The sequence below is a fragment of the Vibrio diazotrophicus genome, assembly GCF_038452265.1.
Classification (GTDB): domain Bacteria; phylum Pseudomonadota; class Gammaproteobacteria; order Enterobacterales; family Vibrionaceae; genus Vibrio; species Vibrio diazotrophicus.
Genome location: NZ_CP151842.1, coordinates 2779054 through 2804856, shown reverse-complemented (window position 1 = coordinate 2804856; position 25803 = coordinate 2779054). Strand labels below are relative to the sequence as shown.

Here is a 25803-nt window from a genome sequence, read left to right as displayed (position 1 = left end):
TTATCTAGTAGAAAGGCACTCAATGAGTGCCTTTTTGTTATTGAATCCTGCAAAGATATTTACAGCAATTTCTTCAGACGGTACAACTCTTCTAACGCTTGGCGTGGGGTTAAATCGTCAGGATCAATGGCAGCTAATGCATTCTCAACTTCACTTGGCTCAGGGATCAAACTTAGCTGGTTGGCGATATCCACTCTAGAGCTTGATGCCGAAGAAGGTTGCCCCGTTTGCTGTAGACTGTGCTGCTCTAATTGAGTCAGCTTGCTGCGCGCATTTTTGATCACCGTTTTTGGTACACCAGCTAGCCCTGCAACGGCCAAGCCATAAGATTTGCTGGCAGCGCCTTCTTGTACCGCGTGCATGAAGGCAATGCTATCACCATGCTCAACCGCATCTAAGTGAACGTTCGCCAAATTTGGTAATACATTCGGCAATTCAGTGAGCTCAAAATAGTGAGTAGCAAACAGAGTTAAAGCGCCGATCTGTTTCGCCAACCATTCCGCACTTGCCCAAGCCAGTGACAGACCATCATAAGTACTGGTGCCACGACCGATTTCATCCATTAAGACTAAGCTTTTCTCTGTTGCGTTATGCAGGATGTTAGCTGTCTCTGTCATTTCAACCATGAAGGTTGAACGTCCAGAAGCAAGATCATCTGAAGCGCCGATACGGGTGAAGATTCTATCTAACAAACCGATTTGCGCCGATTCGGCAGGAACATAGCAGCCAATGTGTGCAAGCAGCGCAATTAACGCAGTTTGGCGCATATAGGTGGATTTACCGCCCATATTTGGACCTGTGATGATCAACATTTTGCGTTGAGCGTGCAGTTCTATTGGGTTAGCAATAAACGGGTCATTCATTACTTGCTCAACCACAGGATGACGACCTGACTGGATATGAATCCCCGGTGCTTCGGTAATGGTTGGGCGGCAGTAATCTAAACTTTCTGCGCGCTCTGCTAAGTTTTGCAGTACATCCAGCTGTGACAAAGCAGATGCAAGGTTCTGCATTTGCTCAAGATGAGGCAGTAATAAATCGAACAGTTGATCCCAAAGTTGCTTTTCCAAAGCCAGTGCTTTCGATTTTGAATTCAGCACTTTATCTTCGTGTTCTTTCAGCTCAGGGATAATGTAGCGTTCTGCATTCTTCAAGGTTTGGCGACGCACATAATGCGGTGGAACAAGATGGCTTTGCCCTCGGCTCACCTGAATAAAGAAACCGTGAACTGCATTATAGCCAACTTTCAGTGTATCGATTCCGTGACGGTCACGTTCATCCGCTTCCAGTTTTTCCAGATATTCGGTCGCGCCAGTGGCGAGAGCTCGCCATTCATCGAGCTCTGCGTTGTAGCCTTCAGCAATCACGCCACCATCACGAATGACCACTGGCGGGTTTTCCTTGATAGCTCTTTCTAACAGCTCACACAGTTCATCCATCGGTTGAGTGTAATCACGTAACTTCGCCAGATAAGGATGCGACAGCTCAGTCAATGTATCGCTCAGTTCAGGAAGCTGCTGCATGGCATTACGCAGGCGAGCCAAATCTCTTGGTCGGGCAGAGCGTAGTGCCAGACGCGCCAAAATTCGCTCTATGTCGCCAATTTGTTTTAAAACAGGATGAAGATCGGCGAATAGACCTTGTTGCTTGATCTCACCAATCGCATCCAGACGTTGATTCAGAGTCTTAATGCAACGCATAGGCTGGTGGATCCAACGCTTGAGCATACGGCTGCCCATAGGTGTTGCACAGTGGTCAAGTACTTCCGCTAATGTGTTGTCTGTGCCACCAGCGAGATTTTGCGTCAGCTCTAAATTGCGACGTGTTGCAGCATCGAGAATCACCGACTGATCTTGGCGATCAAACGTTAGTGAACGGATATGTGGTAGCGCAGTGCGCTGAGTATCTTTAACGTACTGGATCAAACAGCCCGCAGCACATAATCCCAATTTTGCATTTTCAACCCCAAAACCGACCAGATCACGAGTGCCAAATTGTTGGTTAAGTTGCTGCTTAGCGGTATCAAGTTCAAATTCCCAAATAGGGCGACGACGATTAGCCTTGCGGCTTGCCATCAGTTGAACTGGTGTGAAATCTTCAGGGAAAAGCAGTTCACGAGGTGCGGTTCTTTGTAACTCTGCCGCCATTGCTTCTTCGGTTTCAGGTTCACTCAGTTGGAAACGGCCAGAAGTAATATCCAAAGTGGCGTAACCAAATTTGCCATCGTGGTGATAAATCGCAGCAACAAGGTTATCTAGACGTTCAGATAGCAGTGCTTCGTCCGTGACCGTACCCGGAGTGACGATACGTACGACTTTACGTTCTACAGGACCTTTGCTGGTGGCAGGATCGCCGATTTGTTCGCAGATAGCGACTGACTCACCCAATTGAACTAATTTCGCTAAGTAACCTTCAACCGCGTGGAATGGAACGCCCGCCATTGGAATAGGTTCACCGGCAGATGCACCTCGTTTGGTCAGAGAGATATCCAACAGTTGCGACGCGCGTTTAGCGTCATCGTAGAAAAGCTCATAAAAATCCCCCATACGATAGAACAACAATATCTCAGGGTTTTCAGCCTTGAGTTTTAGGTACTGCTGCATCATTGGAGTGTGGTGCGAAAGAGACTCGCTCGATTGATTCATGGCGTTACATCACTTGTTGGTATCGTTGGCAGTCCTTTTGCTCTAACTATCAAATAAATAGTCATGAGCTAAGTCACGCGTAAGGTCACTTGAAAACGGTGAGTGATGATAACAAATCAAACAACGACAGAGCAATTATCCCCTTACATCGCGAATGATAAGGGGATGAATACGAGACAAAAGTTACGAAAAGAAGAGGTGCTAAGAGAAAAGACCTGAAGAGAGGTAACGATCACCGCGATCACAGATGATCGCAACAACCACCGATCCCGGGTTTTGTTTTGCAATTTCAATCGCTGCGAATACTGCACCACCAGAGCTTACGCCTGCACAGATGCCTTCTTCACGCGCTAATGCTCTGGCTGTGTTTTCAGCATCTTGTTGATCAATATCTATCACTTGGTCAACGTCGGCGGCATTGAAGATGCCCGGTAAATACTCTTGCGGCCAGCGGCGAATACCCGGAATGGCACTGCCTTCTGAAGGTTGCAGACCAACAATATTAATTTCAGGATTCTGGCTCTTTAGGAAACGAGATACACCCATAATAGTGCCGGTTGTACCCATGCTCGAAACAAAGTGAGTGATCTTGCCTTGGCTTTGTTGCCAGATTTCCGGCCCAGTAGAGTGAAAGTGTGCATCAGGATTGTCTGGGTTGTTGAACTGATCGAGAACTTTACCTTTGCCTTCACTTTGCATTTGTAATGCTAGGTCTCGCGCGCCTTCCATCCCTTGTTCTTTACTCACCAGAATCAGCTCTGCGCCATAAGCACGCATCGAATCCTTACGCTCCTGAGTAGAGTTATCCGGCATGATAAGAATCATCTTATAGCCTTTGATAGCCGCTGCCATCGCCAGAGCGATACCTGTGTTGCCGCTCGTCGCTTCAATAATGGTGTCACCTGGTTGAATAGTGCCGCGAGCTTCGGCTTGAATAATCATATTCAGTGCAGGGCGATCTTTAACCGAGCCAGCAGGGTTATTTCCTTCCAGTTTCACGAGCACGGTACTTTGGCTACCCGATGCTAGACGTTGCAGTTTTACCAGAGGCGTTTGGCCTACATAAGCTTCAATGGTTGGAAAGTCAGACACGTTATCAGCCTTTTATTGTTAGTCTTTTAAGTGCTGCTATTGTCTAATTCTTCTCCACTCCAACACAAGTCTCTATTAGTGATGAGCATACAATTTATTGTTTGATATTATTCCAAAAGGTTCTATTTATAACCTTTGTTATAATCGTTTTATGCACATACTCTAGTCTAAAAGGAAGCCATATCGGCAAGATGATTTTGGAGTATGAACATAATGAAAAAGATGAAGTCAGCACTCGCAGCTTTATTAATTGCGGGATCATTTAACGCCTCAGCAGCAGATCAAACAATCTTGAACTCTTCTTACGATATTGCTCGTGAGTTGTTTGCTTCATATAACCCGTTGTTTGCAGAACACTGGAAAGAAAAAACAGGCAAAACGATTGAGATTAAGCAATCGCACGGCGGTTCATCTGCGCAAGCTCGTTCTATTCTGCAAGGTCTGTCTGCGGATGTTGTTACTTTTAACCAAGTTACAGACGTACAAGTACTGCATGACAAAGGAAAATTGATTCCTGCCAACTGGCAAGATTTGCTACCAAACGCAAGTTCACCTTATTACTCAACAACGGCATTTTTGGTGCGTAAAGGTAACCCTAAGAATATTCAAGACTGGGGTGATTTAGCTCGTGAAGATGTGTCATCTGTTTTCCCTAACCCGAAAACTTCGGGTAACGCTCGTTACACATATCTAGCTGCTCTAGGCTACGCTCAGAAAGCGTTTGGTAAAGATAACGAAGCGAAACAAGATGAATTCTTGAAGCAATTCCTAGCAAACGTCGCGGTATTTGATACAGGTGGCCGTGGCGCGACAACTTCATTCGTTGAACGTCAATTAGGCGACGTTCTTATCACGTTCGAATCAGAAGTAAACAATATCCGCAAACAGTACGGCGAAGATAACTACCAAGTTGTGGTACCGAAAACGTCAATTCTTGCGGAGTTCCCAGTAGCAGTTGTTGAGCGCAATGCGAAACGTAACGGGACTACAGAAGTCGCAACTGAGTATCTTTCATACCTGTACAGTGAAGATGCACAACGTATGTTGGCTGGCTTTAACTACCGCGTGCACGATGAAACAGTAAAAGCAGAATTTGCTGACCGTTTCCCTGAAGTAGAACTACTGACTGTTGAGCAGATCATCGGTGGTTGGGATCAAGCGATGAAAACCCAATTCTCTAATGGCGCTAAGTTAGACCAACTACAACGTCGTTAATCGATAAGTGCCGCCTCTTACACTGCTAAATCAGGGCTGAGAGGCGGTTATTTTTCTCTTTGATAAGTTAGATTGAGAGTTTATGAGCGGATCTGTTGTGACATCTCGCCCGAAACATCATGGTGTACCTAAGAAAACCCGTGTTTTACCGGGATTTGCGATAAGTTTAGGTATCTCATTGTTGTTTGTTAGCTTGATTTTGTTGCTCCCAGCAACAGGTCTGGTAATGCAAACCAAAGGCATGTCTCTTAGTGAATATTGGCAGGTGATTGCTGACCCTCGTGTGGTAGCAAGTTACAAAGTGACCGTGTTATCCGCATTCGTTGCATCACTGTTTAACGGTGCTTTCGGTCTGCTACTTGCTTGGGTATTGGTTCGCTACACCTTTCCGGGTAAACGAATTCTTGATGCATTAGTTGACTTGCCTTTCGCGTTACCTACAGCGGTTGCGGGTATTACCCTTGCAACTTTGTATTCAAGCCACGGTTGGATAGGCAGTGTGCTGGAAAGTATCGGTTTGAAAGTGGCGTATACCCCTTTGGGCATTATTGTCGCTATGGCTTTCACCAGTATTCCTTTCGTTGTTCGTACCGTACAACCAGTACTTGAAGAAATCTCCCGTGAGGAAGAAGAAGCAGGCATGACGCTTGGCGCGTCTGACAGCGCAGTATTTTGGCGTGTGATAATGCCTTCGCTTTGGCCAGCTTTGCTGGTGGGCGTTGCTTTATCATTCACTCGTAGTTTAGGTGAGTTTGGTGCGGTGATATTTATTGCGGGCAACATGCCTTATGTCAGTGAAATCACTTCTCTGATGATCTTTGTCCGCTTACAGGAATTTGATTTCCCTGCGGCGAGTGCGATTGCTTCAGTCGTCCTTCTTACCTCGTTGTCACTTCTATTAGTGATCAACCTGTGGCAAGGCGCGTATTTACGCCGAATTCATGGTCGATAGGGAGTCTATTCGTTATGTCTAGTCAAAGAACAGCAAATCAAAGACCTTTACGAGTCGGTGAACAGCCTTGGGTTAAATGGAGTTTAATCTCTCTGGCGTTATTTTTTGTAGCAGTGTTGCTGTTGATCCCACTGCTAAGCATTTTCCAACAAGCCTTTGCCAGTGGCCTAGAAACTTACATTACTAACCTCAGTGAACCAGATACCCTGCATGCAATCGGCCTAACCTTGGTGGTGGCGTTACTGACGGTGCCGATTAACTTAGTGTTCGGTGTGATGCTAGCGTGGTCAGTGACTCGCTTTGAGTTTACAGGGCGTAAATTTCTTACCACCTTAATTGATATTCCATTCGCTGTATCGCCTGTTGTTGCAGGCCTGCTTTATCTGCTGCTTTATGGCAGCAGCGGTTGGCTCGGTGAATGGTTATATGAACGCGATCTGCAAATCATGTTTGCTTGGCCGGGTATTGTGCTTGTGACGGTGTTTGTGACCTGTCCATTTGTTGCCAGAGAATTGATTCCTTTGATGCAACAACAAGGTCGTAGCGATGAAGAAGCAGCGGTGATCCTTGGTGCCTCTTGGTGGCAACTGTTTCGCCGAGTCACACTGCCAAACATTAAGTGGGCATTGATTTACGGTGTCATCCTAACCAATGCAAGAGCTGTTGGTGAGTTTGGTGCAGTGGCGGTTGTGTCAGGTAATATCCGTGGTGAAACCAACACCTTGCCTTTACATGTTCAGCTTCTTTATGAGGATTACCAATCAGAAGCGGCATTTGCGAGTGCGTCACTTTTGGCCTTTATCGCTTTATTAACTTTGATTTTGAAAGCCTTTGTTGAATGGCGCCAAGAACGAAATCATGTCATTAAACAAGAGCAGCAAGGAACGTTATGAGTATTCGTTTAGACAATATTTCGAAGCATTTCGGCAAATTTCAGGCACTTTCGCCACTCTCCTTGCATATTGAAGATGGTGAAATGATTGGCTTACTTGGACCGTCAGGTTCAGGTAAAACAACATTACTGCGTATTATTGCTGGTTTGGAAAGTGCCAATTCTGGAACTATCCATTTCCGCGATCGCGATGTGACTAACGTACACGTGCGTGACCGCCGAGTCGGTTTTGTTTTCCAAAACTATGCGCTGTTTCGTCACATGACGGTGGCTGACAACGTTGCGTTTGGTTTGCAGGTTATGGAACGTTCACAACGTCCTTCTCAAGCTGAAATCAATAAGCGAGTAAAGCAACTGTTGGAAATTGTGCAGCTTGGACATTTAGCAGGCCGCTACCCAGAGCAGCTTTCTGGCGGGCAAAAGCAGCGTATCGCACTTGCGCGAGCGCTAGCAACCAAGCCAGAAGTACTTCTACTTGATGAGCCATTCGGCGCGTTGGACGCAAAAGTACGTAAAGACTTGCGACGCTGGTTACGCAGTTTGCACGATGAGCTTGGCTTTACCAGCGTATTCGTGACTCATGATCAGGATGAGGCTCTAGAGCTATCTGATCGCGTAGTGGTAATGAGCAATGGTAGAATTGAGCAGGTGGATTCGCCAGTTGAGTTGTATGCACATCCGAATAGCCGTTTTGTGTTTGATTTCTTTGGTAACGTAAACCAATTCAAAGCGAACTGGCAGCAAGAACAGTGGAAGAATGGCGAAGCGTTTGTTTTGCCACCATTTAATGAAACGACACAGAAAAACGGTCAGCTTTACATACGTAGCCATGAGCTGAGCCTATCGACAAAAGAAAACAGCCAAGCATCATTGCCTTGTGAAGTGGTGTCTATCAACCCTGTTGGGGCTGAAGTGCGAGTTGAGTTATCACCAATTGGTTGGCAAACCGATGAACTTTGGGAAGCGAAACTTTCTCACCGTTCTCTCAATGAGCAATCTCTAAAGCGCGGCGATCAGGTTTTCGCTTTGCCTCAAGTAGGGTACTTCTTTGCTGATGATTCACATCAAGCACCGGAAGTTATACGCTGGCCGTTCTTGGCTCCGGGTAACTTAATGTTCGAGATTTAATTGTTCTATATGTCTGAACAAACGCTAAAGATAAGAGTGCCTGTTGGCACTCTTATTATTTCTGCGGTTGGCAATTGGTTGACTATCAGTTAGCTTTATCTGATTGATAAAAGGTTAGGTGTTTTCTCATGAATTCCGTAGAACAATTAAGCCAACTACTGGGCGAGTTATTGCTTAAGCACAAACAGATTTTAGTGACGGCTGAGTCTTGTACCGGTGGTGGTGTCGCCAATGCAATCACTGAAATTGCAGGAAGTTCTGCATGGTTTGATCGGGCTTTTGTTACCTATAGCAATGAAGCAAAACAAGAAATGATTGGCGTTGAAGGGCAAACTCTCGCGGAATTTGGCGCGGTATCTGAACCTGTTGTGATTCAAATGGTGCAAGGAGCACTGAAAAATTCCAACGCGACTATCGGTGTTTCGATCAGCGGTATTGCAGGACCGACTGGAGGAAGTGAAGAAAAACCAGTTGGGACAGTGTGCTTTGCTTGGGCAGATAAATCCGAATGGCTCAAGGTTGAAACTCAACACTTTACTGGCGATCGCAGTGCTGTTCGAACCCAAGCTGTGATCCATGCCTTAGAAACAATTAAAGAGCATTTGTCTTAAGTCTCTGACTTTTCGGCAAGTGACAACTTTTTTCCATACAGGGGTGGACACTGTATGAATCAACAGTATAATGAGCAGCATTCGACGTAATTAAGTCAACCAATTTCCAGGGTCAATGAACCCTAACATCACGCAAGTGACAGTCTGGAGAAAGTAATGGACGAGAATAAACAGAAGGCGTTAGCCGCAGCCCTAGGTCAAATTGAAAAGCAATTCGGTAAAGGTTCGATTATGCGCCTTGGTGACAACCGTACTATGGATGTAGAAACCATCTCTACGGGTTCACTTTCTTTGGATATCGCGTTAGGTGCTGGTGGTTTACCAATGGGACGTATTGTAGAAGTCTACGGTCCAGAATCTTCAGGTAAAACAACACTGACTCTTGAACTGATTGCTGCAGCGCAACGTGTAGGTAAAACTTGTGCCTTTATTGATGCTGAGCATGCTCTAGACCCAATCTACGCTCGCAAACTCGGCGTTAATATTGATGAACTATTGGTTTCTCAGCCAGATACTGGTGAGCAAGCACTTGAAATCTGTGACGCATTGGCTCGTTCTGGTGCGGTAGATGTTATGGTTGTCGACTCAGTTGCAGCACTAACGCCGAAAGCAGAAATTGAAGGTGAAATGGGCGATAGCCACATGGGTCTTCAAGCTCGTATGCTTTCTCAAGCAATGCGTAAATTAACGGGTAACCTGAAGCAGTCAAACTGTATGTGTATCTTCATCAACCAAATTCGTATGAAGATTGGTGTGATGTTCGGTAACCCTGAAACAACAACGGGTGGTAACGCTCTTAAATTCTACGCTTCTGTACGTCTAGATATTCGTCGTACTGGTTCTATCAAAGAAGGCGATGAAGTTGTTGGTAACGAAACACGTATCAAAGTGGTTAAGAACAAGATTGCAGCGCCATTTAAACAAGCTGATACGCAAATTCTTTACGGCCAAGGCTTTAACCGCGAAGGTGAACTGATTGATTTAGGTGTTAAACACAAGCTAGTTGAGAAGGCTGGTGCTTGGTATAGCTATAATGGCGACAAGATCGGTCAAGGTAAAGCTAACGCATGTAAATACCTACGAGAGAACCCAGAAGCAGCAGCAACAATTGACGCTAAACTTCGCGAGATGCTACTAAACCCTAGCTTAGAAGCACCTGTATCTGCTGATGTAGCTCAGCCGTCTGTTGAAGAAGAAGAATTTTAATCACTACTGGTTTAATCAACACAGTGATAGTGATTTCAGAGCCCTGCTGATTAGCGGGGCTTTTTGTTATTAAAATTTAGGTGTGAGCTTTGAGGTGGTATGTATTCAAGCCCTAATAAGATGAGCTGCAAAGAACGCGCTTTGTATCTGCTGACAAGACGTGATCATGGCGAGTTTGAACTTTGGCAAAAGCTACTGTTGAAAGGCTTTGAAGAAGAGGAAGTTCAACAAGCGGTCATCTATTGTAAAGAGCTAGGTTACTTAGATGATCAACGCTTTGCTCGGAGCCAAGTTAGACAGCATATTGCAAAAGGGCATGGTGAAAGGCGAATTCGTCAGGAACTTCAACAAAAACGTGTTGAAAATGATGTGGTTAATAGCGCAATAGAACAAGAAGAGGTCGATTGGTTTGAGTTAGCGAAGCAAACGGCAGAAAAGAAATTCAAACATGTTATGACTCAAGATCAAAAAGAGTACGCGAAGAGGGTAAGATTCCTTCAGTATCGAGGCTTTAATTTCGACCAAATAAACTACGCTTTGAGTATTGATGAAGAAGGTGGTCACTGAGAACCAACTGCTCTACCGCTTGCTGTCACTCGTCTCAATTCTATTCATCATTTAACTTCATGACATTCCGCTAAATTTCAATTCTTGTTCGTCTTTTCTTTAAGAAAACTAGGCGAACTCTTATCCATGCTTTACAATAGCGCAAAATTCTAACTTGAGTATTTCAGGAAGAGCTGCATGTACATGAGCACGGATGAGGTTCGCCGCGCGTTCCTCTCATTCTTTGAAAGTAAAGGCCACCAAATCGTCGAAAGTTCGTCTTTGGTGCCTGCTAACGATCCTACCTTGTTGTTCACTAACGCAGGGATGAACCAGTTTAAAGATTGTTTCCTAGGTTTAGAGAAACGAGCATACACTCGCGCCACAACAGCTCAACGCTGTGTTCGTGCTGGTGGTAAACACAATGACTTGGAGAACGTGGGTTTCACCGCACGTCACCACACATTCTTTGAAATGTTGGGTAACTTCAGCTTCGGTGATTACTTCAAAGAAGATGCCATCAAATTCGCATGGGAATTTCTGACTGAAGTTCTGCAATTACCAAAAGATCGCCTGCTAGTAACGGTTTACCAAACTGATGATGAAGCATTCGATATCTGGAACAAACAGGTTGGTATTCCGGCAGATCGCATTATTCGCATTGGCGATAAGCCTGGCGGTAAAGCGTATGAATCAGATAACTTCTGGCAAATGGGCGATACTGGTCCATGTGGTCCATGTACAGAGATTTTCTACGATCACGGTGATCATATTTGGGGCGGTCCTCCGGGCTCTCCAGAAGAAGATGGTGACCGATTCATCGAGATCTGGAACAACGTATTTATGCAGTTCAACCGTCATGCTGATGGCACGATGGAACCATTACCTAAGCCATCTGTGGACACGGGTATGGGTATTGAGCGTATCTCTGCAATTATGCAGAACGTACATTCAAACTACGAAATCGATGTATTCCAAACGTTAATTAAAGCAGCCGCTGAAGTGACAGGTCATGACGATCTTTCTAACCAGTCATTGCGCGTTGTTGCTGACCATATTCGTTCATGTGCATTCCTAATCGTAGACGGTGTTATGCCTTCTAACGAAGGTCGTGGCTATGTACTGCGCCGTATCATTCGTCGTGCAGTTCGCCATGGTAACAAACTGGGTGCTCAAGGTTCTTTCTTCTACAAACTTGTTTCTGTACTGGCTGATGTTATGGGTACAGCTGGTGAAGAGCTTAAGAAGCAACAAGCTGTGGTTGAGAAAGTACTTCGTATTGAAGAAGAAAACTTCAGTCGCACACTTGATCGCGGTATGGCTATTCTAAATGAAGCACTGGATAACCTAGAAGGCAATGAGCTTGACGGTGAAACAGTATTCAAACTCTATGACACATACGGTTTCCCTGCTGACTTAACTAACGACGTTGCTCGTGAACGTAACTTCACAATCGACGAAGCTGGTTTTGAAGCGGCAATGGAAGAACAGCGTCAACGTGCTCGCGAAGCAGGTCAATTCGGCACTGATTACAACACGCTAATCAAAGTCGATGGTAGCACTGAGTTCTGTGGCTATAGTGCGACAGAAGGTCAAGGCACTATCACCGCTATGTTCGTTGAAGGCAACGAAGTTGATTCATTGTCAGCGGGCGACAAAGCGATTGTTGTACTAGACGAAACACCTTTCTATGCAGAATCCGGTGGTCAGTGTGGTGATGCTGGTGTACTAAAACTTGAATCAGGTTTGTTCAAAGTCGAAGACACTCAGAAACTAGGCAATGCTTTTGCTCATCACGGTGTACTTGTTGAAGGTGTATTTGCTAAAGGCGATAAAGTGACAGCGGTTGTCGATGCTAAACGTCGTCAAGCAACGTCTCTTAACCACTCAGCGACTCACCTGTTACATGCAGCACTTCGCCAAGTATTAGGTGAACACGTGGCTCAGAAAGGTTCTTTAGTGAAACCTGAAGGTCTGCGTTTTGACTTCTCTCATCTTGAAGCGGTAACTGCTCAAGAGCTGAAAGAAGTAGAGCGTTTGGTTAATGAACAAGTACGTCGTAACCACGTGATTGAAACGAACATCATGGACATCGAATCAGCGAAGAAGAAAGGTGCAATGGCACTGTTCGGTGAGAAATACGATGACCAAGTTCGTGTGCTTTCAATGGGTGAATTCTCAACTGAACTGTGTGGTGGTATTCACGCATCAAATACGGGTGATATTGGTCTGTTCAAGATCACTTCCGAAGGCGGTATCGCAGCAGGTATTCGCCGTATTGAAGCAGTTACTGGTGAATCAGCACTAGATGTTATCGATGCTCAAACACGCAAGTATGAAGAGAAGCTTGTTGAAGCGGCTAACAAAGCAAAAGCGTTAGAGAAAGAAATTCAGAAGCTGAAAGACAAAATGGCAGCGGCTGAAAGTGCCAACATCATGGGCAAAGCTCAAGTGATCAACGGCACTAAAGTTCTTATCGCTGGTCTTGAAGGCGCAGACAGTAAGAATCTAAGAACCATGGTTGACGATATTAAGAATCAACTTGGTAGTGGTGTTGTTCTACTGGCCAATGTGGCGGACGACAAAGTCGGCCTTATTGCTGGTGTAACTAACGACCTGACTAGCAAAGTTAAAGCAGGTGATTTAGTTAAAATGGTTGCAGAACAAGTTGGCGGTAAGGGCGGCGGTCGCCCTGATATGGCTCAGGCAGGTGGTACAGATGTATCAGCTTTACCTGCGGCTATGCAAACTGTTCAGCCTTGGCTAGAAGAACGCTTATAAATTAATTAGCTACGTCAGTTTCACCTTAAACTGACGTATGTTTAATTCCATTGACCAAGTGGTTTAATTGGGTGGAGTTTTCCGCTCAGTTATCTGCTTGGTTTTGTTTTTGTTATTACTAAACGAATTTATCGGTTGGATAAACGAGTTGGTGCGTATGAGACTTCGGTCTTGGGAAGGTGAATACTGGTGAAAAAGTCCCTTATCGTGCAAAAGTTTGGCGGAACTTCTATGGGTTCAATTGAAACAATCCATACTGTAGCTGAACACATCATAAAGGCGAAAAATGATGGTAATCAAGTTGTTGTAGTTGTATCTGCAATAGCGGGTGAAACGAATCGATTAGTGGCGTTAGCTCAGCAAATCGATAGCGTACCAACTGCAAGAGAACTTGATGTTTTGCTCTCTGCTGGTGAACAAGTGTCTATGGCACTGTTAGCAATGACTTTAAATAAATTAGGTTTTGCTGCCCGTTCACTAACCGGAGCTCAAGCGAACATAGTGACAGATAACCTGCACAATGACGCGACGATTAAGTACATTGATACACGAACGATTAACGAGCTACTAGAACAAGATCAAATCGTGATAGTAGCTGGTTTTCAAGGTGTTAATGAGAATGGGGACATCACCACGTTAGGGCGCGGTGGCTCAGATACAAGTGCTGTGACACTTGCCGGAGCTCTCAAGGCTGACGAATGCCAAATCTTTACTGATGTAGATGGTGTCTACTCTTGTGATCCAAGAGTGGTACCGAATGCTCAGAAATTAGATGTTGTAGATTTCCCATCTATGGAAGAAATGGCTCGTAAGGGTGCAAAAGTTTTACATTTACCATGTGTTCAGTATGCATGGGATAATGCGGTTCCACTTCGTGTCTTGTCTACTTTCGATGTTAATGAAGGTAGTTTGATTAAAGGGGAGCAAGGAACCAAACCTGTCTGTGGTATCGCCATTCAAAGAGATATGGCTTTGATTACCATTGAACATGAAGCGCTTTCAAACCTACAGAAACGTTGCCAAATGTTAGGTATTGAGGTGTGGAGTGTGATCGAGGATACAGATTGGGCAGGAGTGGTCATAAAACTTGATGCTTGTGCTAAGTTGAAGCTGGTGTTCAGTGACAAAATCCGTAATAGTGAATATGTGAGTTTATTAACCACAGTAGGTTTACAGGCCCCGAGCTTCGTTGACCGCTCTTTTGCATTACTGGCTGAACACGACATAAATATTCATTATGTTTCAACGACTTCGCAATCATTCATGCTTATGTTAAGTCCAGAAAGTGTTAATTCAGCAGCTAATATTTTGCATGAGGCTTTTATAACTTCTGACGAACTATTAGATTTTCAACCTAAGCAAGTATCTTTAGGTTAATAGACTGCCAACAGAGTTTACCAAAATATAACTTCTGTTGGATAATAGTGTAACTGCAAGATAATTCAGAGATTACTCAAGGAGCAAAGAATGCTAATTTTGACTCGTCGTGTTGGCGAAACTCTAATGATCGGTGATGAAGTCACTGTTACTGTTTTAGGCGTAAAAGGTAACCAAGTACGTATTGGTGTAAATGCGCCGAAAGAAGTATCTGTTCACCGTGAAGAAATTTACATGCGCATTCAAGCTGAAAAGGGCAATGGTAACGTTTCATCTGGCAACTACTAATTTTCAAAAAGAGCTGGCAAATTAGCCAGCCTTTTTTGTTTTTAAGAGATGCGATTTTTAATAAAAGTGTAATTTCATAGCGCTTTGATTAAATAGGCAACGATTGACTTGGTTTTTGCTATTTTTGCCAAGAAAATGTTTGACATATTTTTGGTAAATCGTAATATGTGCCTCCGCAAGACGGTGAGGTGGCCGAGAGGCCGAAGGCGCTCCCCTGCTAAGGGAGTATGCGGTTTGTAGCCGCATCGAGGGTTCGAATCCCTCCCTCACCGCCATTCTTGCCTTGTTTGGGTTAGCAGCCAAGCAAAGAACAAAGTGCGTCCTTAGCTCAGCTGGATAGAGTACCTGGCTACGAACCAGGCGGTCGGAGGTTCGAATCCTCCAGGACGCGCCATATTCTTTCTCTTGTTTTTATAGCAAGTTATTGAATGTGAATAATGCGGTGAGGTGGCCGAGAGGCCGAAGGCGCTCCCCTGCTAAGGGAGTATGCGGTTTGTAGCCGCATCGAGGGTTCGAATCCCTCCCTCACCGCCATTTATTGACCAACGGTCAATTTTTTTGTTCTGAAATAAACTTAGTGTGATATGCTTCACACCCTGCGCGTCCTTAGCTCAGCTGGATAGAGTACCTGGCTACGAACCAGGCGGTCGGAGGTTCGAATCCTCCAGGACGCGCCACTATTTATCGTCTAAGATGTTGTTGGTAACAACAAGAATCTTGGATGTAGGGTAATGCCCTTATATCAGTCTCAATCTTTAAGACTAGAATATTAAAAACTGCGCGCTCATAGCTCAGCTGGATAGAGTACCTGGCTACGAACCAGGCGGTCGGAGGTTCGAATCCTCCTGAGCGCGCCATTATTTAAGTTGATGTTTTTATTTAAACTCATTAACTCTGCGCGTCCTTAGCTCAGCTGGATAGAGTACCTGGCTACGAACCAGGCGGTCGGAGGTTCGAATCCTCCAGGACGCGCCACTATTTATGTTTAAGATGTCTGTAAAAAGAGTCCTAAGCATCAGGGTAATGCCCTTATATCAGTCTCAATCTTTAAGACTAGAATATTAAAAACTGCGCGCTCATAGCTCAGCTGGATAGAGTACCTGGCTACGAACCAGGCGGTCGGAGGTTCGAATCCTCCTGAGCGCGCCATTATTTAAGTTGATGTTTTTATTTAAACTCATTAACTCTGCGCGTCCTTAGCTCAGCTGGATAGAGTACCTGGCTACGAACCAGGCGGTCGGAGGTTCGAATCCTCCAGGACGCGCCACTATTTAAAGCCTCGCATAATGCGAGGCTTTTTTCTTTTGTTAAAAATACAATTCTTGTTTATCTGCAAGTAGTAAGTCACTGTTCTGTATCGAACCAACATGACTTTACCTCCCATATTTCTTATTTCATTTCAAAGTTTCACTATTCTCATCGTAATGGATACAAATACGTGGCTCACGCGTTGGTTTGCTTACAATCGGTTTGCGCCGTTTTGTTAGCTATGCCATAAATCTGACACTCAATATGTGGCGCTTCTAGAAGAGTACTCTCAACTAAATTGACAATTTTTAATCAATTGAGATAATTTTCGCTCACTTGTCATAACGAGGAATCTCGTTTTTTTTGACGATTGTTGTCAGGATGACAAAAGAAAGGAAGCAACATGACAAACATTGGAAGCCTGCTAGTAGACGCGGCCACCCTGATGATGACAGGGATGGGCTTCGTTTTTCTATTCCTAACCATATTGGTCTATCTCGTTCGGTTAATGTCTAAATTGGTACCTCAAGAAGTACCTCAACCGATCAGTACACCTATTAAAAATAAAAAAGTACCAGTGAAATCTGGGGCGTTGAACCAACAAACGGTTAGCCCACAGGTTGTTGCGGCTATTTCTGCTGCTGTACATCAGCACCGTACTCTAGCTGCTGCGAAAGGTAGTAAATAATTAAAAGGAGTTAATAAGCATGTCTAAACCACTTGCCATAACCGATGTGGTCCTTCGCGATGCCCATCAATCTTTATTTGCTACGCGCATGCGTATCGAAGATATGCTGCCGATTGCAGCAGAGTTGGACAAAATTGGCTATTGGTCTCTTGAAACTTGGGGCGGAGCAACATTTGATGCCTGTATTCGATTCTTGGGTGAAGACCCATGGGAGCGTTTACGAGAGCTGAAAAGAGCAATGCCTAACACACCAATGCAAATGCTTTTGCGCGGTCAAAACTTACTGGGTTATCGTCACTATGCTGATGATGTGGTAGAGAAATTTGTTGAGCGTGCGCATACCAATGGTATGGATGTGTTCCGTATCTTTGATGCGATGAACGATGTGCGTAACTTTGAGAAAGCAGTAAAAGCGACAATTGATGTCGGTGCTCATGCCCAAGGTACGCTCTCGTATACCACCAGTCCGGTTCACAATGCCGATACTTGGGTTGATCTTGCTAAGCGATTGGAAGATTTAGGTTGTCATTCTTTGTGTATCAAAGATATGTCTGGCCTGCTTAAACCATATGAAGCTGAAGAGCTGATTACACGTATTAAAGCATCGTGTGATGTTCCACTTGCTCTACATTGCCATGCAACCACAGGTTTATCGACAGCAACAGCGGTGAAGGCGGTGGAAGCTGGTATCGACATTCTTGATACCGCAATTTCTTCCATGAGCCAGACTTACGGTCATACGCCAACAGAAACTGTTGTCGCTATGCTGCAAGGTACTGAACGCGATACTAATTTGAAGCTTGAGCAGATCGAACCTATTGCGTCTTACTTCCGTGAAGTGCGTAAGAAATACGCGAAGTGGGAAGGTCAGTTAAAAGGCGTTGATTCTCGCATTTTGATTGCTCAAGTCCCTGGTGGTATGTTGACCAATATGGAAGGTCAGCTTAAAGAACAAGGCGCGGCTGATCGTATCGATGAAGTTCTCGAAGAGATCCCTCGTGTTCGTAAAGATCTTGGCTATATTCCTTTGGTAACGCCGACGTCACAAATCGTCGGTACTCAAGCTGTGATCAACGTTCTGACTGGCGAGCGCTATAAGAGCATCACTAAAGAAACTGCGGGTTTATTGAAAGGCGAATACGGTGCGACTCCTGCTGAAGTAAACACTGAGTTGCAAGCTCGTGTTCTCGATGGTGCAGAAGTGATCACCTGTCGTCCTGCAGATCTATTGCAAGACGAAATGGAACACCTAACGACTGAACTGCTAGAGAAAGCAAAAGCAGAAGGTATTTCTTTGGCAGAAGACACCGTTGATGATGTCCTGACATATGCGCTGTTCCCTCAGGTTGGTTTGAAGTTCCTGAAGAACCGCCACAACCCAGAAGCTTTCGAGCCTGCACCGGGTAAAGAAGTGGCTGCTCCAGTTGTAACTAAACCTGCTGCGTCAGCGGTTGGTGGCATCGAAACTTACAGTGTTAAAGTTGATGGCCACGTGTACGATGTGGAAGTCGGTCCTCAAGGCCAGCTTACTTCGGTTACACCTGCGCAGGCTAAACCTGCGGCTGCCGCTCCAGTTGCCACTGTTGATAACGCTGAAGACGTTCCAGCGCCACTAGCCGGTACTATTTTCAAAGTAAACGTAGCGGCTGGTGAAGAAGTTGCTGAAGGCGATGTACTCATTATTCTCGAAGCAATGAAGATGGAAACGGAAGTCAGAGCAGCTCGCTCAGGATTAGTTCAGGATCTTCATGTTAAAGAGGGTGATGCTGTTGCTGTTGGTTCACCACTGCTGAGCTTGGCGTAAGGGAGTACCATGGACGGATTAATAACCTTATGGCGTGAAACAGGTATAGCTAACTTTGAACTGGGTCAGATCATTATGATCATGGTTGGTTGTTTGCTACTGTTCCTTGCTATTCGTAAAGGTTTTGAACCCTTGTTACTTCTGCCAATTGGCTTTGGTGCGGTTCTGGCAAATATTCCAAATGCTGGTTTCACTGAACCGGGAGGTTTGCTTTACTACGTTTACCACGTAGGGATCGAATCGGGTGTATTCCCGTTGTTGATCTTTATGGGTGTAGGGGCAATGACTGACTTTGGCGCTTTAATCGCAAACCCAAAAACATTGTGGTTAGGTGCGGCTGCTCAGTTAGGTATTTTTGCAACCTTATTTGGTGCAATTTTCCTTAACTATGTTCCGGGAATGGAATTTTCCATGGCAGATGCATCATCGATTGCAATTATCGGTGGTGCTGATGGCCCGACAGCGATTTTCTTAGCAAGTAAGTTGTCACCGGATCTGCTGGGTGCGATTGCTGTAGCAGCATACAGCTACATGGCATTAGTACCTATTATTCAGCCGCCAATTATGAAAGCTCTGACGACTCCCGAAGAGCGCCAGATTAAAATGGCTCAGCTTCGTCATGTTGGGAAAACAGAAAAAATCATTTTCCCTCTGATTGTCCTTCTGATGACCATTTTGTTCCTACCGTCAGCGACTCCACTTGTTGGTATGTTCTGTTTAGGAAACTTGATGCGTGAAGCCGGTGTCGTTGAGCGTTTGTCTAAGACTGCGCAAAATGAGTTGATCAACATCGTCACTATTTTCCTAGGGCTTGGTGTTGGTTCTAAGTTGCAAGCGGATAAATTCCTAAATTTAGAAACGTTGGGTATTTTGGCTTTAGGCGCAGTGGCATTCAGTATCGGTACTGCTGGTGGTGTCATTATGGCTAAGGTACTTAATAAATTCTCTAAAGAGGATATCAACCCGCTTATCGGTGCGGCTGGTGTATCTGCGGTTCCTATGGCAGCACGAGTGGTTAACAAGGTTGGCTTACAAGCTAACCCTCAAAACTTCTTGTTGATGCATGCGATGGGACCCAACGTAGCGGGTGTGCTTGGCTCTGCGGTTGCCGCTGGTGTGTTACTCGCATTAGTAGGTTAATAGCTGGCTGATGAAACCAATTGGTTGAACGTACCAATAGAGGACATTATCTTTGCTTAACGCTTTCGCGGTATGAAACTGTAGTGTTTGTAAATATTGGTATATATTCAAAGGGATGCTGCAGCATCCCTTTTTTATTTGCGCTATAGGGACAGTTGAAATGGAAAACAAGCAAATTGCTATTACCCAGTTTGGTGGGCCTGAAGTTTTATCAATATTATCGTCACCAATACCAGAGCCGAAAGCTGGCGAGGTATTAGTCCGTGTCGCATATTCTGGAATCAATCCGATTGATGTAAAAACACGGGCTGGTTTAGGTTGGGCTGCAGCTCAGAATAAAGACAATTTACCTTGGGTACCGGGCTATGATGTTGCAGGGCAGATTATAAAAGTCGGCGAGGGTGTTTCTCGTTTGCAAGATGGCGATAACGTTGCTGGTTTTATTGGTTTTCCTACTCAAGGTGGAGGTTATAGCCAATATGTTTGTGTTCCAGAAAAGGAACTGAGCCTGGTGCCTGAAGCGGTCACTTTAGAAGCCGCTGCCGTACTTCCTCTTGCGGGGCAAACTGCTGCTCAGGCTTTGAATAAAGCGGAAGTGAAAGAAGGTGATGTGGTACTGATTTTAGCGGGTGCTGGTGGTGTCGGGCATTTGGCTGTGCAGATAGCCATTGCTGCAAAAGCAGAGGTTTATACCACTTGCAGTGAAAGTAATCTGGATTATCTGGCTACTCTTGGTGCCCATGCGATTAACTATCAGTTTGCGCCTGTATCACAGCGTATTGAAAAAGTGGATGTATTGATCGACCTTGTTGGCGGAGATGCTGCTTTGGATGCGTTGAAGTGTCTAAATGACAATGCTCGTGTTGTCACTGTTCCGACATTAAGTGCTGAACTGATTTGTGAGAAAGCGAAAATGTTGGGTTTTCAAGCCACAGGTATGTTGGTAGATCCTAATCCTGAACAATTAGACACTATGCTATACATGGTTAGTGTTGGATTGCTAAAAACTGAAATTCAACACATTTATCCTATGGATGAAGTTCAACAAGCCCACAAACAAATAGAAACGGGTCATACACGAGGCAAGGTTTTGTTAGATATGAAATGATTGAGTTTTTTAACTCTCTTTTTACCCAATTTGCGCAGTTATTCTCTGATTCAGCATTATGGGTTCTCTTTTTTGGCGGCTTTTTTAGTGCAACTCTACTTCCCGGTGGTTCAGAAGCCGCTTTACTCGCTACTTTAGCGCTTAATCAATATTCCGTGTTTTCTGTCATTACAATCGCAACTTTGGGGAATACCCTTGGTGGCTTAGTCAACTATTGGTTAGGTTTATGGCTGCCGAATAGAACTCAGCAGCAAAAGCATGGTCATAAAGCTTTAGCTTGGCTAACTAAGTACGGTTACTGGTCTTTACTGTTTAGTTGGTTACCTATTATTGGCGATCCGCTTTGTTTAGCGGCCGGCTGGTTAAGAATGAAATTTTTACCTTCATTTGTCATGATTTTGATTGGCAAAGCGCTTCGATATTCCATTCTAGCCGTTCTTTTCTTTTTCTAAGATTTTCTAAGGAGATGTTATGAGGAAAATCTGGGCTGGAGCCTTCTCGTTAATCGCCATTTATGGCTGTAGTACTCAAACCAAACCAGAGGCTGATCTCTCCTCACTTCCTCAAGGCATTCACTTAGTTGAACAAGTTGAAGCAGCGTCCGGCAAAGTGATGATCCCTTATTCTAAATACCAGTTAGATAATGGATTAACCGTTATTCTTTCTCCGGATCATTCTGATCCGTTAGTGCATGTAGACGTTACTTATCATGTGGGCTCGGCTCGTGAAGAAGTTGGCAAATCAGGTTTTGCACACTTTTTTGAACACATGATGTTCCAAGGATCCAAGAATGTGGGTGACCAAGAACACTTTCGGCTGCTCACTGAAGCGGGCGGTTCCTTGAATGGCACAACTAACCGAGACCGGACGAATTATTATGAAACGGTACCGGCTAATCAACTGGAAAAAGTGCTGTGGTTAGAAGCGGATCGTATGGGTTTCTTACTTGATGCGGTCTCTCAACGTAAGTTCGAAATCCAGCGCGATACAGTGAAGAATGAGCGTGCGCAGAATTATGACAACCGTCCATATGGTCTTATGTGGGAGAAAATGGGTGAAGCCATTTATCCGCAAGGGCACTCATACTCTTGGCAGACAATCGGGTATGTCGAAGATTTGGATAAAGTCGATGTTAATGATTTAAAAGCGTTTTTCCTGCGCTGGTACGGTCCAAACAATGCTGTTTTGACTATCGGTGGTGACATTGACGTCGATGAAACGCTTCAATGGGTAAACAAATATTTTGGATCTATTCCTAAAGGTCCAGAAGTGAAAAATGCCAAAAAGCAGCCAGCGATTTTGCCTGAAAACCGCTTTATAACCATGGAAGACCGTATTCAACAGCCTATGGTGGTGATTGGCTGGCCGACGTCATATCGTGGTGCTGGTGATCAAATGTCTCTGGATGTTTTAGCCAGTGTTCTTGGGAGTGGAACTAACAGCTATTTGTACCAAAACTTAGTTAAAACTCAGAAGGCGGTCAGTGCTGGTTCTTTCCATGACTGTTCAGAGCTGGCGTGTAATTTCTACGTGTTTGCTATGGCCCCTGCTGGTAATAAAGGTCAGTTAGCGCCTTTATATAAAGAGCTTATGCAGACACTTGATGAGTTCAAATCGAAGGGCGTTGAGGCTGAGCGTTTAGAACAAATCACAGGAATGGCTGAAGCGAACTCGGTATTTGCTTTGCAGAGTGTGTCAGGAAAAGTGGCTCAGTTAGCGGCAAATGAAACCTTTTATGGTCAACCGGATCGTATTGAAGATCAACTGGAACAACTGCGCCATGTATCGCCAAAAACCCTCACAGCGGCATATAACAAGTACATTAATGGCAAAAATAAAGTCACGCTTAGTATTGTCCCACAAGGCAAGACAAGTTTTGCCGTGAAGAAGGCGACATTTGTTACACCTGAGCGTGATTTGCCAGAGCATCAAAAAATTTCTGAACAGCAGCTGACGTTCCGTGAAGTCAAAGATAATTTCGACCGTTCAGTTATGCCGAAAGTCGCAGAGGGAGTTCAGGCTCGCTTACCGACGTTGTATGACATTTACTTCAACAACGGTGCTGAACTGCTTGGAACCAAAACATCTGAAACTCCGACTGTGGTCATTCAATTTAAACTTCCGGCTGGTGAAAGGCATGTGCCGAGAGGTAAGGAAGGCTTAGCAAATCTAACCGCAGCCATGATGGAACAGGGCTCAGCATCAAGGAATGTAGAAGAGATTCAAGCGCAGTTGGATAAACTAGGCTCAACCATCAGCGTGAATGCGAATACCTATTCAACAAGTGTTGTGGTTTCTAGCTTGGAGAAGAATCTAGCTGAAACTTTGTCGGTCATTGAAGAGGTGTTATTCCAACCGGGCTTTAAACAAGATGATTTTGACCGAATCAAGCAGCAGATGATTCAAGGAATGGTCTATCAGCATCAGCAACCGGAATGGCTAGCATCGCAAGCAACTCGCCAAGTGTTGTTTGGTTCCTCGATTTTTGCTCGTTCCAGTGATGGTACCAATGATTCAATCGCCAGTTTGACCTTGGATGATGTGAAGCATTTCTATCGTAAACATTACACACCGAATGGTGCTCAAATCGTTGTCGTTGGGGATATTTCAAAACAGGATATTCGCAAACAGCTTAACTTCTTCGCCAATTGGAAGGGGGAAGCTTCGCCTCTGATTGATCCGCAAATTGTTCCTAACTTAGCCAGCAAAAAAGTTTATCTGGTGGATAAACCGGATGCGCCTCAATCAGTCGTTCGCCTAGTTAGACGCGGTTTACCGTTTGACGCAACGGGTGAACTTTACCTGAGCCAACTGGCAAACTTTAATCTTGCCGGCAATTTCAATAGTCGTATCAATCAGAATCTGCGTGAAGATAAAGGTTTTACCTACGGTGCGAGCAGTTACTTTTCCAGCAACCGAGAAGTGGGGGCTGTAGTGTTTAATGCTCAAGTCAGAGCAGATGCTACGTTAGACTCGATTATTGAGTTACAGAATGAAATGGCGAAGTTCAGCGAGCATGGTTTAACTGAGCAAGAAATGGATTTCTTACGTCTGGCTGTGGGGCAGCAAGATGCCTTGAAGTATGAAACTCCGGGGCAAAAAACCTCCTTATTGAGTAGTATATTGACCTACAGCTTGGATAGAGATTATCTACAAGTTCGTAATGAGATAGTAAAACGCGTTGATAAAGTGACACTAGATCGTTTAGCTGCGAAATGGTTTAATCCGAATGATTACCAGATTATCGTGGTCGGTGATGCAAAAACACTCAAGCCTCAACTAGAAAAATTAACAATTCCCGTAGAAGAGCTTGAAATCATCCGCTAGAGTACACATAAAAGAGGAGGCGACGTTCGCGTGCCTCCTGTCTGTCTTCGTAGATTCTTCCACTTAACAAGGTTGAACCGCTAGAGGATTAGGCCGACTCACAATACATATAAGCGAATTTCAATTTGACTAATTTTGCCGAGCGACTTGAACGAGTTGCAAATAAATCTAAAGTATTTCAGCAGTTTGGCCGTGGTGTTGAACGTGAAACATTACGCTATACATCAGATGGTGAGCTGGCTTTGACGCCACATCCTCAATCACTTGGCAGTGCTTTGACGAACCGTTGGGTCACAACAGATTTTTCAGAGTCTTTGCTGGAATTTATAACGCCAGTTTCTAATGATGTTGCAACGTTAATGTCACAATTGAAAGACATACATCATTTTGCTCAGTCTAAGATCAGTGATGAGAAATTGTGGCCGTTATCTATGCCTTGCTATGTGGGCAGTGAAGATGACATTAATCTTGCTCAATATGGCTCGTCGAATACTGGACGAATGAAAACTTTGTATCGCGCAGGTCTTAAAAAGCGTTATGGCAGCTTGATGCAGATTATCTCCGGCGTACATTTCAATTTCTCCTTCCCTGATTCGTTCTGGGACGCTCTGTATGGTGAGCAAGATGAAAGCACGCGTCAGGATACAAAATCGGAAGCCTACTTTGCGTTGATCCGTAATTACTATCGATTTGGATGGTTGATCCCGTATTTCTTTGGTGCATCGCCAGCACTCTGTTCATCCTTTATTCGTGGCCGCGAAACAAAGCTGCCATTTGAGAAAGTTGGTGGCACTTTGTATCTTCCACACTCAACGTCTCTGCGCTTGAGTGATTTAGGTTATACCAACAGTGCTCAGAGTGGGCTGAAAATCGGCTTCAACGGTTTAAATCAGTATCTTGAAGGATTGAACAGAGCAATCCGCACGCCTTCCACTGAGTTTGCCGAAATTGGTGTCAAAGTGGATGGTGAGTATCGTCAGCTCAACAGCAACGTTTTGCAAATTGAAAATGAACTGTATGCACCAATCCGCCCTAAACGAGTAGCGAAGAGTGGTGAGAAACCATCAGAAGCGTTAGCTCGAGGTGGTGTTGAATATATTGAGGTTCGCTCTCTGGATGTGAACCCGTTTAGCCCTGTGGGTGTAACAGAACAGCAAGTTCGATTCTTAGACTTGTTCTTAACATGGGCTGCGCTTTCAGACTCAGATCCTATGGACAGTTGTGAACTGGAATGTTGGAGAGACAACTGGAACAAAGTCATTGTTCAAGGCCGTCAAGTGGGTCTTGAGCTACAAATTGGCTGCCATGGTGAAAAACTATCGTTACAAGACTGGGCGAAGCGAGTGTTTGCTGATTTACGCCAAATTGCCGAAGTGATGGATGCCGAGCTTGGAGGTAATGCGTATCAGCAAGTGTGCAATGAGCTAGAAACGTGGATCGATAATCCTGACAAAACGTTATCGGCACAACTGCTAGAAATCGTAAAAACGGCCGGTGGTTTAGGTAAAGCTGGGTGTGCGTTAGGTACGCAATATCGTCAACAAAACCTTGAGCATCAATATCAAGTTTATTCAAAAGAGTTGATGGAAGAAGAGGTCATTCGTTCTGCTCAAGAACAACTCAGTATCGAACAACAAGATACGCTAAGTTTTGATGAGTATCTTGAACAGTATTTTGCTTATCTGAAATAAGCGACTTCACCATTGATGCTTAAATAGCTATCATTAGCAAACAACAATAGTTAGACACGATTTA

General features: G+C 44.6%; 19 protein-coding genes and 8 tRNA genes. 25 read left to right on the top strand and 2 right to left on the bottom strand.

What is annotated here, in order from left to right:
• Positions 1-59: 59 nt before the first annotated feature.
• Entirely contained in the window at positions 60-2645 is a 2586-nt protein-coding gene (gene mutS / locus AAGA51_RS12890) for a DNA mismatch repair protein MutS (RefSeq protein ID WP_042480587.1), read from the bottom strand.
• Positions 2646-2846: 201 nt separating this feature from the next.
• Positions 2847-3737 carry a cysteine synthase CysM gene (gene cysM / locus AAGA51_RS12885; protein WP_042480584.1) on the bottom strand — a complete coding sequence of 297 codons (891 nt, stop codon included), beginning with the start codon at positions 3735-3737 and terminating at the stop codon, positions 2847-2849.
• A gap of 213 nt (positions 3738-3950) precedes the next feature.
• Here cysM and cysP point away from each other — a divergent pair, with 213 nt between their 5' ends.
• The 25 genes from cysP to gshA all read left to right on the top strand — a co-directional run bounded on the left by cysP (position 3951) and on the right by gshA (position 25739).
• Positions 3951-4952: a thiosulfate ABC transporter substrate-binding protein CysP gene (gene cysP / locus AAGA51_RS12880; protein WP_042480581.1), complete on the top strand. Its 1002-nt coding sequence runs from the start codon at positions 3951-3953 to the stop codon at positions 4950-4952.
• A gap of 82 nt (positions 4953-5034) precedes the next feature.
• Positions 5035-5904 carry a sulfate/thiosulfate ABC transporter permease CysT gene (gene cysT, locus AAGA51_RS12875; RefSeq protein WP_042480579.1) on the top strand — a complete coding sequence of 290 codons (870 nt, stop codon included), beginning with the start codon at positions 5035-5037 and terminating at the stop codon, positions 5902-5904.
• A 14-nt stretch (positions 5905-5918) separates the two neighbouring features.
• Positions 5919-6797 (top strand): sulfate ABC transporter permease subunit CysW, encoded by an 879-nt coding sequence (gene cysW, locus AAGA51_RS12870; protein WP_042480575.1) that lies wholly within the window; start codon positions 5919-5921, stop codon positions 6795-6797.
• Positions 6794-7924, top strand: a complete 1131-nt coding sequence (locus AAGA51_RS12865; RefSeq protein ID WP_042480572.1) for a sulfate/molybdate ABC transporter ATP-binding protein — start codon at positions 6794-6796, stop codon at positions 7922-7924. Before cysW ends, AAGA51_RS12865 begins: the two co-directional genes overlap by 4 nt.
• A 128-nt stretch (positions 7925-8052) precedes the next feature.
• Positions 8053-8535 carry a nicotinamide-nucleotide amidase gene (gene pncC / locus AAGA51_RS12860; protein WP_042480570.1) on the top strand — a complete coding sequence of 161 codons (483 nt, stop codon included), beginning with the start codon at positions 8053-8055 and terminating at the stop codon, positions 8533-8535.
• A gap of 156 nt (positions 8536-8691) precedes the next feature.
• A complete protein-coding gene (gene recA / locus AAGA51_RS12855; RefSeq protein ID WP_042480567.1) occupies positions 8692-9741 on the top strand; it encodes a recombinase RecA in 1050 nt (349 codons plus the stop codon).
• A gap of 99 nt (positions 9742-9840) precedes the next feature.
• Complete coding sequence (recX, locus tag AAGA51_RS12850; RefSeq protein ID WP_042480564.1) at positions 9841-10308, top strand: recombination regulator RecX; 468 nt, start codon at positions 9841-9843, stop codon at positions 10306-10308.
• Between the two features lie 177 nt (positions 10309-10485).
• The gene (gene alaS, locus AAGA51_RS12845; protein ID WP_042480561.1) at positions 10486-13068 is read left to right on the top strand and encodes an alanine--tRNA ligase; all 2583 of its coding nucleotides are present in this window, start codon (positions 10486-10488) and stop codon (positions 13066-13068) included.
• 189 nt (positions 13069-13257) lie between these two features.
• A complete protein-coding gene (locus AAGA51_RS12840; protein ID WP_042480558.1) occupies positions 13258-14445 on the top strand; it encodes an aspartate kinase in 1188 nt (395 codons plus the stop codon).
• A 90-nt stretch (positions 14446-14535) separates the two neighbouring features.
• Complete coding sequence (csrA, locus tag AAGA51_RS12835; protein ID WP_042480555.1) at positions 14536-14733, top strand: carbon storage regulator CsrA; 198 nt, start codon at positions 14536-14538, stop codon at positions 14731-14733.
• Between the two features lie 182 nt (positions 14734-14915).
• Positions 14916-15008, top strand: a tRNA-Ser gene (locus AAGA51_RS12830).
• A gap of 42 nt (positions 15009-15050) precedes the next feature.
• Positions 15051-15127, top strand: a tRNA-Arg gene (locus AAGA51_RS12825).
• A 47-nt stretch (positions 15128-15174) separates the two neighbouring features.
• Positions 15175-15267 (top strand) — tRNA-Ser (locus AAGA51_RS12820).
• A gap of 66 nt (positions 15268-15333) precedes the next feature.
• Positions 15334-15410 (top strand) — tRNA-Arg (locus AAGA51_RS12815).
• A gap of 103 nt (positions 15411-15513) precedes the next feature.
• Positions 15514-15590 (top strand) — tRNA-Arg (locus tag AAGA51_RS12810).
• Positions 15591-15631: 41 nt separating this feature from the next.
• A tRNA-Arg gene (locus AAGA51_RS12805) sits at positions 15632-15708 on the top strand.
• 97 nt (positions 15709-15805) lie between these two features.
• Positions 15806-15882 (top strand) — tRNA-Arg (locus AAGA51_RS12800).
• Positions 15883-15923: 41 nt separating this feature from the next.
• Positions 15924-16000 (top strand) — tRNA-Arg (locus AAGA51_RS12795).
• A gap of 384 nt (positions 16001-16384) precedes the next feature.
• Positions 16385-16669, top strand: a complete 285-nt coding sequence (locus AAGA51_RS12790) for an oxaloacetate decarboxylase subunit gamma (RefSeq protein ID WP_042480552.1) — start codon at positions 16385-16387, stop codon at positions 16667-16669.
• 19 nt (positions 16670-16688) lie between these two features.
• Positions 16689-18473 carry a sodium-extruding oxaloacetate decarboxylase subunit alpha gene (gene oadA, locus AAGA51_RS12785; RefSeq protein WP_042480549.1) on the top strand — a complete coding sequence of 595 codons (1785 nt, stop codon included), beginning with the start codon at positions 16689-16691 and terminating at the stop codon, positions 18471-18473.
• Positions 18474-18482: 9 nt separating this feature from the next.
• The gene (locus AAGA51_RS12780; protein ID WP_042480546.1) at positions 18483-19613 is read left to right on the top strand and encodes a sodium ion-translocating decarboxylase subunit beta; all 1131 of its coding nucleotides are present in this window, start codon (positions 18483-18485) and stop codon (positions 19611-19613) included.
• Positions 19614-19773: 160 nt separating this feature from the next.
• On the top strand, positions 19774-20721 hold the full coding sequence (locus AAGA51_RS12775; RefSeq protein WP_042480544.1) for an NADP-dependent oxidoreductase: 948 nt from the start codon (positions 19774-19776) through the stop codon (positions 20719-20721).
• Positions 20718-21173 carry a YqaA family protein gene (locus tag AAGA51_RS12770; RefSeq protein ID WP_042480540.1) on the top strand — a complete coding sequence of 152 codons (456 nt, stop codon included), beginning with the start codon at positions 20718-20720 and terminating at the stop codon, positions 21171-21173. The genes AAGA51_RS12775 and AAGA51_RS12770 overlap by 4 nt, the downstream gene beginning before the upstream one ends.
• Positions 21174-21192: 19 nt before the next feature.
• Entirely contained in the window at positions 21193-24048 is a 2856-nt protein-coding gene (locus tag AAGA51_RS12765; protein WP_042480538.1) for a M16 family metallopeptidase, read from the top strand.
• Positions 24049-24173: 125 nt separating this feature from the next.
• On the top strand, positions 24174-25739 hold the full coding sequence (gene gshA, locus AAGA51_RS12760; RefSeq protein WP_042480535.1) for a glutamate--cysteine ligase: 1566 nt from the start codon (positions 24174-24176) through the stop codon (positions 25737-25739).
• Positions 25740-25803: the final 64 nt, after the last annotated feature.